We start from the raw sequence: 17,209 nt of genomic DNA on the forward strand, positions 1-17,209 counted from the left end.
ATTCCTTACAGCATCCGGTTGAGGGTTTGCAGCATCTCATCGGCGGCTGTCATCACCTTGGCATTCATCTCATAGGCTCGCTGAGTGGCGATCATGTCGACCATTTCCTGCGCCACGTTAACGTTGGCGCCTTCCAGCGTCCCCTGCTTGATGATCCCAAAATAATCTTCGCCCGGAACACCTTCGTTGGGCGCGCCCGAGCCCTGAGTCTCGATGTAGAGGTTCCCACCGATAGGCTCCAGTCCGCCTGGGTTGATGAAACTGGCCAGCATAATGTTCCCCAACTCTTCCGGCTCGGCAGAACCCGCAACGACTGCTGACACGGTCCCGTCGGTGCCGATACTGATCCCCGTCGCATTCTCAGGGATCGTGATCTGTGGAATCAGGGGCAAGCCAGAGGCATTCACCAACATGCCATCGCTGTTGATATGGAACTGACCATCACGCGAGTAAGCCGTGGTGCCGTCCGGCATCTCTATCTGAAAGAAACCCTTGCCGATAATGGACGCATCGGTTTCCGCCCCTGTGGTGAGGGCCGTCCCCTGCAAAAACATCTTTTGGGTGCCGATGACCTGAACACCGGTACCAATCTGCAAACCGTTCGGACGCTGGTTCTGAGAATCCATCTGCGCGCCCGCCTGGAACTGCTTCTGATAGAAGAGATCGTTGAATACCATTCGATCCTTCTTAAAGGCGATGGTGTTCACGTTGGCCAGGTTGTTGGAAATCGCCGTCATTTTGGCGTCCTGGGCCGTCAGACCTGTTTGACTGACAAAAAGAGTACCTTGCATTACTTTCTCACTTAATTAGTTATCAGGCGGGTCTGATGAGACGGGTCGACGCCTGGCTGAGCTCTTCTGCGGTTTTCATCATCTTCACCTGCAGTTCAAACTGCCGACTGGTGGTGAGGATGGCGACCATCTCTTCAACCGGATTGACGTTACTGGCCTCGAGGAAACCGCTCGCGACCGCCACCGTATCATCCGCAGGCAGGACGGCGGCGGCAGTCCGGGGACGGAAGAACCCTTCCGTGTCCTTGACCAGATTCGTCACTTCCGGCTTCACGCGTTTGAGCGTCGCCACTTCCAGCAACACTTCGCCCCCGGAATCGGGAACCACGCTGACCCGTCCCTGCTCGGTGATGCTGATCGACCGGTAATCGGGGATCTCAATTTGCTGGCCATCCATATCGAGTACCGGGAATTGCCCCAGCATCAGGATGCCCTGCTCATCGATATGCATGCTGCCAGCCCGGGTGTAGCGCTCCTGACCATTGACCTGCACGGCCAGCAGTCCCTCACCACGAATGCCGACATCCAGTTCATTGCCCGTGTGCTCAAGCACCCCGGGTGAAAACTTGCTCCCCACCCCCATCGGAACCGCGATATGGCGAGTGGAAAAGCCGTCGCCGCCCACGGCGTAGCTGTGGGCCCGCTCATAATCGGCGCGAAACCCGGTGGTATTGACGTTGGCAAGGTTATTGGCGTGCACCTGCTGAGAGAGCATGCTGCGATTCGCCCCGCTCATGGCGGTGTAGATCAGCTTATCCATCAGATGGCCTGCATCAGCACTTGATCAAGCTGGCTCTGTACCGCGATGGCCTTGGTGTTAGCCTGATAGTTACGCTGCACTTCCATCATGTAGACCATTTCACCCGTGACGTTGGTGGAGGAGTTCTGCAACGACTGGGACTCAATGCCACCGTATACGCCCGTGCCTGGCGTGCCGTACAGCGGCATACCGGAGGTCGAGGTCTGGGTCCAACTGGTATTGTCTGCCACGGCGAGCGCTTCAGGATTCGGGAACGTCGCCAGCACGATTTGCCCCTGCAGCATCGTTTCACCGTTAGAGTAGGTCGCATAAATATTGCCGTACTCATCGACCGTCACACCGGTCTGCTCGCCCGACGGATAACCGTTAGAGGAGTTCAATTGGTTACTGAACGGCACCGCATACTGAGTGGTTTGGGTCAGATCAACCTCAATGCTCATGGCGCCAGCGCCCTGAAGCAGAGGATCATTTAGCGGAATGTCCAGGGTAAAATTGCCGCCGGAAACTAAGTTGCCGTCAGTGTCAAACTGCAAAGTCTGCGGACCCGGAGGGGTGCAATAACCGTTTGCAGGCTGACCATCCATATAAACCTGTACTTCCCAGGAACCATCCGCCGTTTTGGTGTAGTACTGGGAAACGGTGTGCTGGTTGCCCATAGAGTCATAGACCACAGTCGAGTTAGTGCTGTGATAGCTGTTTGGGTCAGATGGATCAAAAGTCGTGGTTGTGCGGTCAATAATCTCTGCGTTCTGATCGAGGTTCATTCCCAGATCCACGTCGCTGGTTGACTGGGGAGGCATTGAGCCGTTATCCAGCTGCAGATCGTCCAACTGACCGGTCATCACGTTGCCGTTTTCATCAACCGGGTAGCCCTGTACCCGGTTGCCGTTGCTGTCGACGATGTAGCCGTCTTCATCCTGATGGAAGTTACCCGCGCGGGTGTAATAGACCTGACCGTCGCTCCCCTGGGTGATGAAGAATCCATCCCCGGTAATCGCCATGTCGAGGTCGCGCCCGGTGAAGGTCGTGGTCCCCAGTGCGGAAAAGTTTTGGGTGGTATAGCCCGACGATACCCCCGCAGCCTGACCGCCCGCGTAAAGTGCCGAGAAGGTGGTGGTGGATTCCATGTACCCCACGGTTGCGGCGTTGGCGATATCCATGCTGATGGTGTTCAGGCTCTGGCTGGCGGCATTCAGACCGCTTACCGAGATTGCATAACTCATAGTCTTTTACCCTCTGTCGTTTCGTCTCCACCTTGCGTGGGAGGAGCGCTAATCTTCGAAATATCAAACAACGGCACCATGCCGACACCCTCAACATCCAGCATTAAGCCTTCCTGACCCTTGAGGGTCACGGAGTTCACGACGCCACTGAAATAGGTCGGTGTAGTGCTAATTTCATCGCCGATCACCGTCTCGGCTTCGATACGGTACTCACCTTCGGGCAGGCCCAGAACGTTGCCATCCAGCACAAATGCTTTCTCGCCAGCCGTCTGTGGCCCCAACGTGACGGTGCCGACTTCCGCGTCAAACTCGTCATAAATTCGGATGCTAACGTTGTCGTAATCCTTATCCAGCACCAGTTCCCCTTCCAGCAGGGTATCGGGACCGAGGGTCACGGTGTCATCAGGCGCCGTGACCGTGTTACCGATCAACTGCTCAGTCGAGACCACCAGGTTGTTTTCTGCCACCGCGTAGAGCGCGTTCATCGTCATTCGCATGTATTCCATGCTGGTCACCTGGGCGAACATCGCCATCTGGGTAACGAACTCGGTACTGTCGACGGGGTTAGTGGGGTCCTGATAGGTCAACTGCGCCAGCATCAGGTCGACGAAGACGTTCGCCACCTGAGGCGGTTGGGTCGCCTCCTCCGAGCCAGAACCCTCCGTTGGTTGCTCAGGATCTTCTGGGGTGGATTCCGTTACGGCGGCGGTCGGCGGTGTTGTGGCGGCCTGGGCACCAGGCGCGCTCATGGGGGCAACCATGCCGTTGACCTGCGACAGCATGTTCTGAGCGCCCGGCAAGCGATTACCCGGATATGTATTCACAGGGTTGAAACCCGCCAGATTCATCAGACCCTATCTCCCAGACGCAGCAGGCTTTGTTGCATGCTCTTAGCCTGATTCAGCATCTCCACATTGGCTTCGTAGTTACGCGAGGCGGCAAGCATGTCGGCCATCTCCTCCACCACATTGACGTTGGAGTAGTAGACATAGCCCTCGGCGTCAGCCAGCGGATTATCCGGCTCGTGACGCTTTTGTACGGGTTGATCCGTCTGGACTATTCCCTGAACCCCGACGCCGGCGGAGGCGGCGCGCTCGGTGACATTCAACGTGGGATCGTTGTAAATCGTGCTAAACACGGGCTTCAGGGAGCGATAAGCCCCGGCTTCGCTGCCGCTGACTGAGTCGGCATTGGCCAGGTTGCTCGAAATGGTATTGAGCCTCAGGCTGTTCGCGTTGATGGCCGTACCCGCAATATCGTAAATTTTTCCGAAGGACATGGCGTGTTTCTGTCTCGTCTTATCTGTTTAATGTTGAATGATTATTTGCCGTCGATGGCCGTCGCGAGCCCGTTAAACTTGCTGTTGAGGAACTCCAGACTGGTCTGGAAATCCATCGCATTCTCGGCAACCCTCGCCTGTTCGATACCCGCTTCTACCGTATTGCCATCACGGCTCACCTGATAAGGCTGGCGGTATTTCAGGTTCATTCCGGTCTGAGTCATGCTCATTGCCGGGATAGGGGCGGCGATGTCATCCGGGGAGGAACCCTGTCCCTCGGGGACGGCGAGTCGAAACTCGAGATCCCGTGCCGCGTAGTTGGGGGTATCAGCATTGGCTAGATTACTGGCCAGGACCCTGCTACGCTCGACGCGAAAATCGAGCGCCTCGGGATGAATGCCAAGCGCTTTTTCGAAGCTAATTCCCATCCATCCTCCTCCTTACAGTTCAGTAGAGATGAAACGACATACGCACTTAGCAATAATCGGGCCAACATTTAATTTTTGTCGCATCCATCGTCGGGTTGCACAATTTTCCCCACGGCTGACGGGACTTTTTCTCGCCGGTGCGTTATTGCTGATCGGAGGGAAGAGCCTTGCTTCGACAGCATTGCCAGCACACCCCGCGCCTGTCGATTCGACCGCCCGGAAGACCGCGCCGACGCCCGGTGTCGATCCCAATGCCCTGAAGCAATTTGTTCGCGATTACTGGCAACAGCGCTTTACCCAGCATGCACAGCGCGTCAACTGGCGTGATTACCAGTGGCAAAGCGAGATCAGTATCCCGGAGGCGGTCAGTAAACTTCCTCCCTGTCGTCAGCCATACCGGGTCGAAGACTCTCAGGTGAAGTTCCCCGTTGGCCGACACTCCCTGCGTTTGCGCTGCCCGGACTCCCCTGGCTGGGTCATTACGACCCGCAGCCAAATCTCCGTCCTGATGCCCGTCGTCGTTGCCCGGGTGGCGACTGGTCAAGAACACTATCTGCAGGAAAGCGACCTGGCCGTTACCCAGGTTCTGCTCACGCCCCAGATGGACGATGTGTTGACCGACCCGGCCCAGGCCATTGGACGTCGCCCCCAGCGATCGCTTCGGGCAGGCCAGCCCGTGCGTAACCGGATGCTTGAAGCGGCGCTGTTGGTACGCAAAGGCGACAAGGTAAGTCTGACGCTGGCAGAAGGTGAGATGTCCATTTCCATGCAGGGTACTGCCCTGCAGGACGGACAGAAGGGGGAAACCATCAGCATTAAAAACGAAAAAAGCGGAAAGGTTATTTCCGCTTCGGTCTCTGGTCCTAGTCAGTTGCTGATCGTCAATGAAACACCGAAGGTGATCCCTCAAGAATAAAACGGCATGTTTATTGCTTGTCTCAACGCCCACTCGTCGGGTGAGTCCCCACGGGGAGCGCTGTTTTAAAGAGAGCAATAAACGATGTCTGACGCATGCCTGACCCAACATCTCGCCATCATCGCCAGCCGCTGGCCCGCGCTGGCCACAATACTTAGCCAGACGCCGCCACTGTCCTCGGCAAGCATAATGGAAGGGCATTGCGGAACCCTGCTGGTCGACGGCATCCAACTGACCAGTCGCCACGACCGGATAAGCGAAGCGCAGCAGCAGGCGAATAGCCTGCCCGTAAAGCCGCATCTCAACGTCTATGGCATTGGGCTTGGCTGCCTGCCGAGCATTCTGCTGCAACGTCACACGTTGACACAGCTCAATGTCTTCATCATGAACCGCGCGCTGTTCCTGCTGACCCTGACACTGCTGGACCAACAAGACTGGCTTGAGGATCCCAGAGTCTGCCTTGCATTGGCCGCCGACGAAGACGAGATTCGCCTGCCCTTCTTTGCCTTACCTGGCGAGCTACGCCTGGCGGAAGACGCGGCAAGCGGAATACGTGACCGCCTGATCAGGGAAATTACACTTCCCCATACTAATCGTCGTTACGAGCAACATCTCCCTGCGCTGCGGCAACGGCTTGCCGACAACCGTCACCTGCTCAAGCGAGACGGTGATGCGGCCTCGCTCTTCGCCAGCGCGCCGGGTCGCCAGGCGTTCGTTATCGGGGCAGGCCCCACCCTGAAGTCACATCTGCCCCGCTTACAGGCGCTGCAATGCCTGCCGGAACGACCGCTGCTGATTGCCGTCGACACCGCCTGCCGCGCCCTGTTTGCACACGGCATCCAACCGGACTGGGTGGTCTCCATCGACCACCTGATTGATGAAGAGAAACTTCCGCCCGCTGACTGCGGGCTGGTGTACTTCCCGCTGCTGCCCACCGGAACGTTGACGGCCTGGCGCGGAAAACGCCTGGCCGCCTATTCCAGCAGCCCCCTTTATCAACCGCTGCGTAAAGCGCTGCCAAAGGCGCTGCTCTATTCGGGAGGAAGCGTCATTCATCCCGCCGTCGATCTCGCAGTGCAGATGGGCTGTCTGGACGTTATCCTGCTCGGTGCAGACTTTGCCTTTCCAGGCGGAGAAACCCATACGGGCTGGGCAGTCGGCACTCTGAATACCACTATTGAACAGGCAAAACACTGGGTGCTGAATGGGCATGATCAGCGCATCCGTACCAACATCAGCTTTACCGGCTATCGTATTCAGCTTGAACGCTATATTGCCGCGCATCCCGGGGTTTGCTTCTGGAACGGCAGTCGGGAAGGCGCCAGGATTGCGGATTGCCGTTATCATCCGGAGTTCACCTCATGACGATCGCCTCACAGCTCACGCATCTTGCGCAGCAGTTCCGCCTGGGGATGTCTCTGGATGCGGCAATGGCGCTTCCGCCCCTGATGAAATCGTTACTTCCTCTGCTCCCTTCGCTTTCGCCAACGGCGCAGCGCCAGTTACCGCAGATAATGTCAGCGATCCTCGCCTGTCAGGAACGCGAAGACTGGCTGGGTCTTGCCGACTGGCTGGAATATGAATTACTCCACGTGCTGTCTGACCTAACGCCGCGCCATGGCGAATGAGACATTGAATATTTTTCGTAAAAAATGCGATCATGGCTAAAGTCTGGCCGTAAAACGGTCGCTTATCTGTCTTAACCAGAGTGCTATGTTGGTTCTGTCGAGGCCAACCAGCATACCGTTTCGTCAGCTTGTTCAGAGTGGCTTGATTATGAACATTACATCACCAAACGGGAGCTTTCCCGAGAACTCACTTCAGAATGCCTACGCTAAACAAACGCAGGTAGCGTCGGAAATCGCGGCAAGTGAAAAGAACGTTCCTCAGCAGGTCAACGCGCCGACAAACGTCGCGAAAGATCAAAAGCTCGGAACAAAGGGACCGAATGACGCGCCGTTCACCCTACCGCCAACGGAGTGTCCTGCCGAGGTGCCGGTGAATGCCCCCGTGTCCGCAGCACTAGCCCGGGCGCTTGCCGATGAGCTACGCCAGTTTCCCGATATTGATCATGCCAAAGTGGCTGGCGTCATGGAGCAGCTCAACAGCGATAAGTTCGCCGTGAGCAACGATGCCCTCGCAGACGCAATGATGAACTTCTATCAAAGTGGGAGATAAGTTGACGTGAGCAACGCAACCGAGCGCCTTCGTCAGTTGATTGTGGACATCAATCAGGATGTCGTCTCCTGGCAGCAGATGGAGCTGTTGCTCAAGGAGCAACACAGCAACCTGATTCGCCGTAATAATCCGGCTATCCATCAGAACAATGAACAACAGGTGCAACTGTTGGATACCCTGCGTAGCCGGGCTGAACGGCGTGTGAAACTGCTGCACGCTTTCGGATTACAGGCCAGCACGCGCGATCTGCAACGGCTGGCCAACAAATTGCCAGCGGCGATTTCAGAGAAGTTGGTAGACCAGTGGCAAACCCTGGAAACCAGCGTCGTTCGCTGCAAAAAACTTAATGACCACAATGGCCGACTGCTGGCGAATCAACAACTGTTGATCCGTAAACTGCTCAACACGCAAGAAGATTTCTACCAACCCGCAATCTGATGACGCCCGTCACTGCGACAGAGGATTCTCGCCTGTTTCTGTCGCCCCCTCCCCTGAATTGCGTGCTTGCGTGAGTTGCGAAACAGCACAACTGACTCCCTGAAACTGTTTATCCTTTATGAATATTGCTCAAAAATAGCCCCCTGCCGTAGATATGCTCAGGTAAGTTCTTCGGCTGGGCATCATGTCTCTCGTATGTACAGCTTCAGTTAAGTTAACTCTGCTTTAATTTCTCGTAAATTTTATTGTGATCCCGTCTCGTCACTCACGTTTTTATTCGCTCATTACAGGTATTTATTCGTTCAATGATCTTGCTGCTTGAATCAGATAAAGTGTGCGCAGACGAAATTCTCACTCATCTCAGTGAAGAATATGCTCGTCGCGTAGTCTGGCAGCCAGGTTTGCTGGATATAGCCTCTCTAAGCGCCACTATTCCTAGCCTGGTCATTCTGGGCCGGGGTCTGTCTCAGGTGCAGGCCCTTAGCTATATTCGCCAGTTGCATACGTTACCTATCCTGTTGATTAGCCCTATGGATCAGGCCGAATGGGCCAGCACGGCCTTGGGCAACGGCGTCAGTGATTATTTGCTCTATCCCTTTAGTCTCCAGCAACTGAATCAACAGATAACCAGCCTGCTCAATGCAAACTCGCTGCAGACCCGTGGCATGATCATGAGTTCACCGGCCTCCCGCCGTCTGTTGACGATGGCGCATCGGGTTGCTCTGGCCGAAGCGCCAGTGCTCATCAGAGGCGAAACGGGGACGGGCAAGGAGATGTTGGCCCAATTTATCCACACCAACTCCAGCCGGAAAGAAGGCCCTTTTGTGGCCGTCAACTGCGCCGCGATTCCCGAGAACATGCTGGAAGCCATCCTGTTTGGTTACGTTAAAGGGGCGTTCACCGGCGCTTACACCGGACAAGCCGGTAAGTTTGAACTGGCCAACAACGGCACCCTCTTTCTGGATGAGATAGCAGAGATGCCACCCCCTCTGCAGGCTAAGCTGCTGCGCGTGTTGCAGGAGTGGGAAGTCGAACGTCTGGGAAGCAACAAGGTCATTCCACTCAATGTCCGACTCATCACGGCGACCAATCAGAATCTGCGGGAAGCGGTGAGTCAGGGGCGTTTTCGCGAGGATCTTCTCTATCGTCTGGATATTTTGCCGCTCGTTATTCCTCCCCTGCGCCAGCGCCGGGAAGAACTGGACCGATTGATCGCTCACTTCGTGCAAAAACACGGGGATCAGGCGTTTGCTCACGCCATTAAATTAAGCCCGTGCGCGCAGAAAGCCTTATTAGCGCACAACTGGCCGGGCAATATTCGGGAACTGGAGAACCGCGTACAACGTGCGCTGGTGATGTGCCGCAGCACGGTGCTGCTCGCTGCTGATTTCGATTTACCTTCTGTTCCACCTACGCAGGAAATTATTGTTGCCGCCCCACAAACTCAGGTTGAACTGAACCCTTCGGCCTCCCTACAGGAGAGCCGCAAACACGGTGAGTTCCAACACATTTTAGACACGCTACGCCATTGCCGCGGACACCGGAATATGACCGCCAAAGCCCTTGGCATTACCCCCAGAGCTCTGCGCTACAAACTCGCCGAGATGCGGCAAAGAGGCATCATCACTGATGATGCGTAACCCGTTTTTTATTATTTGGCCACACTATGAACACGATTAATGACTCACAGCAGGCAATGATGCAGCGGATGACGACGATGCAAACGGCTGCCCAGCAACCGCTGTTTGCCTCCCAACAGCAAAACAGCACGCAAAACACGTCCTTTGAGAGTGTCTTTCATGCGGCCCTGAATGGGGTGGATAGCCACCAGCAAAATGCAGCAAACCTGGCGACGCAAATCGAAACGGGTGCCAGCGACGACCTGACTGGCGCGATGATCGCCAGTCAGAAAGCCAGCCTCAGTTTTTCGGCCCTTACCCAGGTCCGCAACAAACTGATGACGGCCTATGACGAAGTCATGAAGATGCCTTTGTAAGGCCGGGGAAGTAGCGAGTAACGAATGAGGCAAAAATTCAAAACGATTTGGGACAATATCAGCAAGCCGCTGCCCGCAATCACCCTATTACGGAATAAAGTACCCCAGCTCATGCTATTGGGCATGTTGACCTGTCTGATAGCGGTACTCGTCGTACTGTTTCTCTGGTCATCGCAGGGTAATTATCGGCCCCTCTATGGTCAGCAGGAGCGCTTCGACAGTGCTCAAATCATGGCCATTCTCGATCAGGAGCGCATTGCTTATCGTCTGTTGGATACGACAGGACAGGTGCTGGTTGAAGAAGATAAATTATCGCAGGCGCGAATGTTGCTGGCGGCAAAAGGCGTACAGGCCAAACTGCCGGTAGGGCTGGAATCGCTGGAGCAAGAGTCAACCCTGGGAACCAGTCAGTTCGTTGAAAATGCCCGTTACCGTCGTGGGTTAGAGGGAGAACTGGCGCGTACCATCATGGGCATGCAGGGGATTGACTATGCCAGGGTCCATCTGGCTATCCCGGACAAAATGATCTTCCTGCGTGGCAATGAGGAGAAACCGTCGGCCTCCGTGATGCTTGAGCTTTCCGCTGCAAACTCCCGGATGGAGCCAGGGCAAGTGCTGGCTATCGTGAACCTGGTCAAAGGCAGCGTCTCCAATCTCACCACCGAAAACATCTCTGTCGTCGATCAGTATGGTCATCTGTTGACACAGGATCTCAACGATGAACTTTCCGGAACCCGGTTGACCAGCCATCAACTCGACTATCAGAAGCAGGTTGAGCGCAGTTATGAACGTCGCGTCAGCGAGATGCTGCAACCCGTGCTCGGTGCCAACAATTACAAGGTGCAGGTCACGGCGCACCTGATCTTCGACAACGTGGAAGAGACCCGGGAATCCCTCGACAAGAGTCCTGTCGTACGCGAAGAACGTCTGCAGAAAGACGCCTCACAGGGAGGCCAACTGAGCGGAATCCCAGGCGCCCTGAGCAACCGTCCGCCGGTCACGGATCCACAGCAACAGGGCAATCAGGCGCAAACGCCACCCGCCACGGCTGAGCGTCTGGTTAATGAGAAAGATGAGCAGCAGCGTCGCTATGATGTGGGACGCACGATCACCCACACCAAATACCAGCAGGGGCGTCTGAATAATCTCAGTGTCTCAGTGGTACTGAATCAGACCGTGTCACCGGAAAAAGGCTGGAGCGCTGAGCAACTGACCAATATCCGGCAGATGGCACTGGATGCGGTGGGCTTCGATCAGGCGCGGGGCGACCAGCTCAGCCTGAATGTGTTCCCTTTCTCGGAAGATGGCATTAATCCTGCGCTGGATAGCCAATGGTGGCAGGAGCCGGTTTTACTGATCTACGCCCGTTATCTGGTCGCCACCATTCTTGGTCTGTGCCTCATCTTCTTTGTGATTCGCAAGTTGATGCAGCACCTGATCCAACGCTCCCCGGCGAATGGCGACGATAACGCAGATAACGCCTCTGCCACACGGGTGACGTCCGACAAGAGAGAAAGCGAAGAGAGCGAATACTTCAGAAAACACAACCGCAATCTGGCGTTTGATAAAGTTCGCTTAAATGAACTTCCTGACACGAATTCGCCTTTGCGGGATAAATTGGCCCACTTGCAGCTGCTGGCGGACCATGACCCCAAACGCGTCGCCGAAGTATTAGAACAGTGGATGAATAGCAGGTGATTACCAGCCATGAATGAAGAGTACGAGCAACAACCGCTCAAAAGTGCCGAACAGGCAGGTCTACTGCTGTTAACACTGAGCGAGCACCAGGCTGGCAACATTCTGCGCAGCCTGAGTCGGGAACATGTGCAGGATATCGTCCGGGCCATGGCAGAAGTCGGCCATGTCAAGAATCAGCATCTGGACATGGCATTGCAGCGGATGTTCATCGACTATCGCGAACTTAGCGGCATCTCTCGTGCCTCCCGTGGCTTTCTTGAGAGAACGCTCGATGTCGCCCTTGGGCCAGAACTGGCCAAAGGGGTGATCAACGACGTTTACGGAGAACAGATTCGGGAGACCATGCATCAGTTACAGTGGATCTCCCCCACCCTGATCGCCGCCAATCTGCAACATGAAATGCTGCCGTTGCAGGCAACTTTCCTCGCGTTGCTGCCGCAGGACGTCTCTGCCGAGGTGATGAAGCTCCTGCCGCAAGCGCAGCATGACCGGCTGATTCTGAACATGGCTAACCTGCGGGAAATCAACCAGAACATGGTGGCGGAGCTGGAGAAAATCATTCAGCAGTGCCTGACCATGGTCCAGCAAGGCGTTCAAACGTCGGTGAGCGGTGTCGAACAAGCGGCGGGCCTGATTTCCCGTTACCCAGGCAACAGCGCCAAATTGCTTGAGACCGTGCGCGAACATGACCAGGGACTGGCCGAAGAAATTGAGAACAGCATGTATCGCTTCTCCATTCTGGAACGCCAGCCAGAGGCCACCATCGTCAGACTCTGTCAGGAAGTGGAGCCAGAGGTGTGGGCCAGAGCCTTCAAAGGGGCGTCGCCATCTCTGCGCCAGGCCATATTGCGCTGCCTGCCGAAACGCCAGGCCAATGCGATTCAGGAACAGATGCAGGTCATGGGCGGCCTCCCCGCCAGCGTGGTCAGAGGTGCGGAAGCGGAGATCATGGCCAAAGTGCGTGAGCTCATCGCAGACGATGAAAATGCAGAAGGAGGCGAGCCTTTCGAGTTTCGCCTCTTTGAAGAGAAAGTGTTGGAGTAACCCATGTCACAGCCTGGCAAAAAAGACGGACCCCCACGCAGTGTCCATCGCTACCATTTTCCACCGTTATCCCAGCAGGAGCCCCTGCCGGAGGAGCAACCTTATGCCTCCCCACAACAGATCGCGGCCAAATATCAGGCCCTGATGGAAGAGGGTCGCGATGCCGGTTTTGCTGAAGGGCTGCGCCAGGGGCTGGAGCAAGGCCATCCTCTGGGCCAGGAGCGAGGATTTCAGGTGGGCATGCAGGAAGGGCGAGAAGCCGGGAGCCAGCAAGCTTATGAAGAGAGCAAACCTAAACTGGATGACGCGTTTCATCAGGTCGGCCAGCTCTATGATTCCCTTGAGGCCACACTGCAAGAGACGCTGACCGGGCAAAGGGAAACCCTCTGCCACCTGATTTCACAGATCTGCCGACAGGTACTGCGCGCCGAACTCGCGCTCAATCCGACGCAGATCCTTGGGCTTATCGAAGAGACCCTGGCGATGTTACCGAAGCCGCAGGGCGCGATTTCTATCCGCCTGGACCCAGGCACCCACACACTGCTCAAGGCATGTGCACCGGAAGCACTGAAAAACTGGGATCTGCAATCCGATCCCCTGCTCTCCGCCGGTAGCTTCCATATTCAGACGGGACTCGCTGAAGCGGAAAGCCAACTGGATGCACGCATCGATCTGTGTGTCGATCAGTTGCGTCGACAGCTGGTCGATACCCCAGAGCTGAACGCACTGGAGGCGCCCGCCATCACCGCGGAAAGCCAGACGATATCCTCCACAATCACGCCGCATAACTTGCCCTGGCGCCAGGAGGAGACCTTCTCTTCTCTTTCGCTGCCCGCAGACAAGTTCAGCGACGAAGACTTAAAAGCTTAACCCCATGCGCGCCCTGAAAACGTTGCTTAATCAACTTGAAAAGGACGAGTATCAGGTGCCTCCCGCCCAGATTTACGGGCGGCTGGTGCGCGTCACGGGCCTGCTGCTGGAGGTTACAGGGTGCCCCCTTTCTATTGGGCAACGCGCGCTCGTTGAAACCAGCAATGGCACCTGGATCGAGAGCGAAGTGGTGGGTTTTAATCAGGATCGCACCTTTCTGATGCCCGTCGAGCAGGTTACCGGCCTGTTCCCTGGTGCCCGCGTCTCACCGCTGCAAGAAGACAGCGAACTGGTGGTCGGGCCCGCGCTGCTCGGTCGCATCCTGGATGGTCTGGGTCGCCCTCTGGACGGTCTCGGCCCTCTGACGGGAGAACGCATTTCTTTGCATCAACCGCCGCTGAATCCGCTCGCACGCCAGCCCATCACCACCCCTCTGGATGTCGGCGTGAAGGCCATCAACGGCATATTGCCGCTGGGTCGCGGCCAACGAATCGGACTGTTTGCGGGCAGCGGCGTGGGCAAGAGCGTGCTGCTCAGCATGATGACCCGTTATACCGATGCCGACGTGGTCGTGGTCGGTCTGATCGGGGAACGCGGACGCGAAGTTGCCGAATTCCTGCAACATACGCTCGGGGAAGCGGGACGCCGTAAGGCGGTTGTCGTGGTTGCCCCTGCTGATGTCTCTCCCCTGCTCAGACTCAGAGCCTCCCAGGTCTGTCACCGGATTGCCGAAAGCTTTCGCGATCAGGGCAAGCACGTGCTGCTGTTGATGGACTCACTGACCCGTTATGCCATCGCTCAGCGCGAAATCGCCCTGTCGTTGGGTGAACCGCCAGCCACCAAAGGATATCCCCCCTCCGTCTTCACCCAGTTGCCGCAACTGGTGGAGCGGGCAGGCAACGGCTATCACCCGGAAGGCAGCCTCAGCGCCATCTACACCGTGTTGGTCGAAGGGGATGACCACAACGATCCGATCGCGGACGCCGCGCGGGCGATCCTCGACGGTCACATTGTCCTGCGTCGTGATATCGCCGAACAGGGGATTTATCCGGCCATTGATGTCGCCGCGTCGGCCAGTCGCGTCATTCCGTTAATCTGCTCCACCGCCCAGGTTCAGCAAATCCAACGATTTCGCCGCTATTACAGCCTGTATCAACAGGTGCGCGAACTGATCCCGTTGGGCGGTTATCAGGCCGGTCACGACGAGGAAATGGACAAAGCCGTGACCCTGTTCCCGCAGATGCTGGAGTATTTACAGCAGCCTGCCCAACAGGGGGTAAACCTGCAACAGACCCAGACGTTGCTACAGGCGCTAATGGAGGAAGATAAACGATGAAATCCTTGAGTACATTGCACCGCCTGCAGAGCCACAAGCTGGACAATGAGAGCAAGGCGCTGACGACGCTGGAAACGCGCAACGTCGAACTCCAGCGTTCCCTCGACGTCCTCGGGCAGTATCGCCGCGAGATGTCGCGACTGCCCACCTACGGCTCGGCCTTTGCTCTGCATAACCGCAACATCATGCACCGCCAGTTGGGCGACCTCATTGATAAGCAGCACGAAGAAAAAGTCGCGCTCAAACTCTCCATCGCGCAACAGAAGAAAGTCGTGCTGGACGCCTTCGTCGCCAGAAAAAGCAGCGAGATCATCCTCGAACGACAGCGGGTCCGGCAGTCCTTTGAAACACAAAGGCAAGAACAAAAGATCCTGGATGAGCTGGCGCTCAACCAGGTGCGGCTCGCAGCGCGGGATAAGCGCTAAGCCGTAAACCCATCACAACCCTTTTTGAACCCTATTGAGACACACAACCATGCGTAAGCCACTTAAGATCGCCATCGATGACGGTTCGACCAACGTCAAGGTTAGCTGGATAGCCAACAAAACCCTGAAAAGCATCATCTCGCCTAACTCATTTCGCAAAGACTGGAAGAGCGCCGCCCTGCTCAAAGGCAAGATGGTCTACAACTACGAAATAGGGATCAACAAATACACCTACGATCCGACGTCAGAGAAGTCCCTCTCCACCACGCACATCGACTATCAGTATGGCGATCTCAACCTGTTGGCGGTGCATCACGCCCTGCTCCAGACCGGTCTTCCTCCCTGTGATGTCGCGATCACCGTGACGCTGCCCATTACCGAGTACTATCAGCAAGATGACTGTCAGCGTAACGAAGCGAACATTGAGCGCAAAAAGCAGAACCTGATGCGTCCCATCAGTCTGAATAAAGGGGAGCTGTTCAACATCGTCAGCGTTGATGTAATGCCCGAAAGCCTGCCCGCCATCCTTACCCGACTGGTCAATTCAGGGGTCAACCCGTACACCAAAACGCTGGTTATCGACTGTGGCGGAACGACCCTGGATATGGGGCTGATCGTGGGTGAATTTGACGAAGTTTCCGAGGTCTACGGCAACCGCGCGCTCGGTGTCTCCCTGATCACGGATGCCGCCCGCACCGCGCTGGCCGCCGCCGACAGCGACTCCAGCTATCTGGTGGCAAACGAACTGATCAAGCACCGCCACGATGATGTTTTTGTGCGTGAAGTGATCAACGATGAGTCGCAGATCCCCCGGATTCTGGAGAAACTTGAGCGCAAAATTGAGGAATTGGGGCACTTCGTTGCAGAAGAGGCGAAAAAGTTTGCCCGTAACCCTAACCGGGTCTACCTGGTCGGCGGTGGCGCAAACCTTATCTACCCCACCATTCAGGCCAGTTATCCCACCCTGGGCAAACGCGTGATCCTGGTCGAAGAGTCCCAATTCGCACTCTCTCGCGAAATCTGCCTCTACATCAGCGATGAAGATAAAGTGTTCAGCGAAACGCCGGTCACGTCAGAGGCAAGCAATGACTAATTCAGTCAGAGAAGTCCAGGTAACCCTCACGCTGGATCCACAGCAGGCGAGTGATAATCTGGCGCTGGCGACATTACAGCGCTGGTATCAGCGCGCTGAAATCCTGAACAAAGAGACGGACAATTTTGATTTCTTCAGTCTGCCGTTGCACAAAGACATCTATCTGTCAGGGTTGCTGCTGTGCCTGCTTGACCCCAATCTGGTCAAATTTCTCTCCCGAAATCTGCAAGTTAACAATCTGAACAGCGAGTTTCTCCAGCACAGTCTGGAGGAACACCGGCTCATCGCCGGTCGCGAGGCGTCAACGGCGGAACCGTCCGGACAGTTGACGCCGGACGAGCTGGCCACCCAGATTGCCGATAAGCTCAACCCGTTGCTCAGCGCGCTGGGTAAAGCGACGGGTCAACGTAAGCTGCGAGATGCGTTGCAAGCCAGCGTCGATATGCTGGCGCAGCAGTTGCAGGAACAAAACGGGCTTTTACAACAGCAGGCACATCTCCTCGACAAACTGACGCATGTGGGTGGGCAGGTTCAGTCAGCCCCGGCACCGGGTCATTCCCCGGCTCCCCAGGTTTCCGGAGAGGTCCAGCGGCATGATCTTTCGGAAACGGCAGCCAAAGTGCGCAAAGTCAGGGCAAAAGGCATCTTCTGATGCCCCCATCCCCGGCGTTACCGGCAGACCGCGTATTCCTCGCGACGTCTGCCGTACCCACCTTTATTTGATCCGGAGTTCT

At 56.2% G+C, this 17,209-nt stretch carries 20 protein-coding genes; 14 read left to right on the forward strand and 6 right to left on the reverse strand.

Annotated features, from left to right (window positions below; all coding sequences use genetic code 11):
• Positions 1 to 5 precede the first annotated feature (5 nt).
• The 6 genes from flgG to flgB are packed head-to-tail and all read right to left on the reverse strand — an operon-like array spanning position 6 to position 4,481.
• Positions 6 to 791: a flagellar basal-body rod protein FlgG gene (gene flgG / locus AC07UY_RS18020; RefSeq protein ID WP_203358773.1), complete on the reverse strand. Its 786-nt coding sequence runs from the start codon at positions 789 to 791 to the stop codon at positions 6 to 8.
• A 22-nt stretch (positions 792 to 813) separates the two neighbouring features.
• Positions 814 to 1,551, reverse strand: a complete 738-nt coding sequence (locus AC07UY_RS18025; RefSeq protein ID WP_494661059.1) for a flagellar basal body rod protein FlgF — start codon at positions 1,549 to 1,551, stop codon at positions 814 to 816.
• A complete protein-coding gene (gene flgE / locus AC07UY_RS18030; RefSeq protein ID WP_494661060.1) occupies positions 1,551 to 2,774 on the reverse strand; it encodes a flagellar hook protein FlgE in 1,224 nt (407 codons plus the stop codon). The genes AC07UY_RS18025 and flgE overlap by 1 nt, the downstream gene beginning before the upstream one ends.
• On the reverse strand, positions 2,771 to 3,598 hold the full coding sequence (locus AC07UY_RS18035) for a flagellar hook assembly protein FlgD (RefSeq protein WP_203358776.1): 828 nt from the start codon (positions 3,596 to 3,598) through the stop codon (positions 2,771 to 2,773). Before AC07UY_RS18035 ends, flgE begins: the two co-directional genes overlap by 4 nt.
• Before the next feature lie 23 nt (positions 3,599 to 3,621).
• Positions 3,622 to 4,053 (reverse strand): flagellar basal body rod protein FlgC, encoded by a 432-nt coding sequence (gene flgC, locus AC07UY_RS18040; RefSeq protein ID WP_203358777.1) that lies wholly within the window; start codon positions 4,051 to 4,053, stop codon positions 3,622 to 3,624.
• A 41-nt stretch (positions 4,054 to 4,094) separates the two neighbouring features.
• Positions 4,095 to 4,481: a flagellar basal body rod protein FlgB gene (flgB, locus tag AC07UY_RS18045; protein ID WP_494701708.1), complete on the reverse strand. Its 387-nt coding sequence runs from the start codon at positions 4,479 to 4,481 to the stop codon at positions 4,095 to 4,097.
• 145 nt (positions 4,482 to 4,626) lie between these two features.
• Between flgB and flgA the strand changes: the two genes are divergently transcribed.
• The 14 genes from flgA to AC07UY_RS18115 all read left to right on the forward strand — a co-directional run bounded on the left by flgA (position 4,627) and on the right by AC07UY_RS18115 (position 17,127).
• On the forward strand, positions 4,627 to 5,397 hold the full coding sequence (gene flgA, locus AC07UY_RS18050) for a flagellar basal body P-ring formation chaperone FlgA (protein WP_494701707.1): 771 nt from the start codon (positions 4,627 to 4,629) through the stop codon (positions 5,395 to 5,397).
• A gap of 84 nt (positions 5,398 to 5,481) precedes the next feature.
• On the forward strand, positions 5,482 to 6,762 hold the full coding sequence (locus AC07UY_RS18055) for a motility associated factor glycosyltransferase family protein (protein WP_494701706.1): 1,281 nt from the start codon (positions 5,482 to 5,484) through the stop codon (positions 6,760 to 6,762).
• The gene (locus AC07UY_RS18060) at positions 6,759 to 7,025 is read left to right on the forward strand and encodes a hypothetical protein (RefSeq protein ID WP_494701705.1); all 267 of its coding nucleotides are present in this window, start codon (positions 6,759 to 6,761) and stop codon (positions 7,023 to 7,025) included. Before AC07UY_RS18055 ends, AC07UY_RS18060 begins: the two co-directional genes overlap by 4 nt.
• 148 nt (positions 7,026 to 7,173) lie before the next feature.
• Positions 7,174 to 7,575, forward strand: coding sequence for a flagellar biosynthesis anti-sigma factor FlgM (locus AC07UY_RS18065; RefSeq protein WP_494701704.1), 402 nt, complete (start codon positions 7,174 to 7,176; stop codon positions 7,573 to 7,575).
• A 6-nt stretch (positions 7,576 to 7,581) separates the two neighbouring features.
• The gene (gene flgN, locus AC07UY_RS18070; protein WP_494701703.1) at positions 7,582 to 8,013 is read left to right on the forward strand and encodes a flagellar export chaperone FlgN; all 432 of its coding nucleotides are present in this window, start codon (positions 7,582 to 7,584) and stop codon (positions 8,011 to 8,013) included.
• Between the two features lie 305 nt (positions 8,014 to 8,318).
• A complete protein-coding gene (locus AC07UY_RS18075) occupies positions 8,319 to 9,653 on the forward strand; it encodes a sigma 54-interacting transcriptional regulator (protein WP_494661065.1) in 1,335 nt (444 codons plus the stop codon).
• Between the two features lie 26 nt (positions 9,654 to 9,679).
• The gene (fliE, locus tag AC07UY_RS18080) at positions 9,680 to 10,009 is read left to right on the forward strand and encodes a flagellar hook-basal body complex protein FliE (RefSeq protein ID WP_494661066.1); all 330 of its coding nucleotides are present in this window, start codon (positions 9,680 to 9,682) and stop codon (positions 10,007 to 10,009) included.
• A gap of 24 nt (positions 10,010 to 10,033) precedes the next feature.
• Positions 10,034 to 11,707, forward strand: coding sequence for a flagellar basal-body MS-ring/collar protein FliF (gene fliF, locus AC07UY_RS18085; protein WP_494701702.1), 1,674 nt, complete (start codon positions 10,034 to 10,036; stop codon positions 11,705 to 11,707).
• 9 nt (positions 11,708 to 11,716) lie between these two features.
• Positions 11,717 to 12,751, forward strand: coding sequence for a FliG C-terminal domain-containing protein (locus AC07UY_RS18090; RefSeq protein ID WP_494701701.1), 1,035 nt, complete (start codon positions 11,717 to 11,719; stop codon positions 12,749 to 12,751).
• 3 nt (positions 12,752 to 12,754) lie between these two features.
• Complete coding sequence (locus AC07UY_RS18095; protein ID WP_494701700.1) at positions 12,755 to 13,621, forward strand: FliH/SctL family protein; 867 nt, start codon at positions 12,755 to 12,757, stop codon at positions 13,619 to 13,621.
• A 4-nt stretch (positions 13,622 to 13,625) separates the two neighbouring features.
• Positions 13,626 to 14,957 carry a FliI/YscN family ATPase gene (locus AC07UY_RS18100; RefSeq protein ID WP_494661069.1) on the forward strand — a complete coding sequence of 444 codons (1,332 nt, stop codon included), beginning with the start codon at positions 13,626 to 13,628 and terminating at the stop codon, positions 14,955 to 14,957.
• The gene (locus AC07UY_RS18105; protein ID WP_203358788.1) at positions 14,954 to 15,382 is read left to right on the forward strand and encodes a flagellar FliJ family protein; all 429 of its coding nucleotides are present in this window, start codon (positions 14,954 to 14,956) and stop codon (positions 15,380 to 15,382) included. The genes AC07UY_RS18100 and AC07UY_RS18105 overlap by 4 nt, the downstream gene beginning before the upstream one ends.
• 49 nt (positions 15,383 to 15,431) lie before the next feature.
• Positions 15,432 to 16,475: a plasmid segregation protein ParM domain-containing protein gene (gene parM, locus AC07UY_RS18110; RefSeq protein WP_494661070.1), complete on the forward strand. Its 1,044-nt coding sequence runs from the start codon at positions 15,432 to 15,434 to the stop codon at positions 16,473 to 16,475.
• Positions 16,468 to 17,127, forward strand: coding sequence for a hypothetical protein (locus AC07UY_RS18115; protein ID WP_276292718.1), 660 nt, complete (start codon positions 16,468 to 16,470; stop codon positions 17,125 to 17,127). The genes parM and AC07UY_RS18115 overlap by 8 nt, the downstream gene beginning before the upstream one ends.
• The last annotated feature ends 82 nt before the right edge of the window (positions 17,128 to 17,209 follow it).

It is taken from the genome of Citrobacter sp. GW821-FHT02E08 (assembly GCF_059421685.1).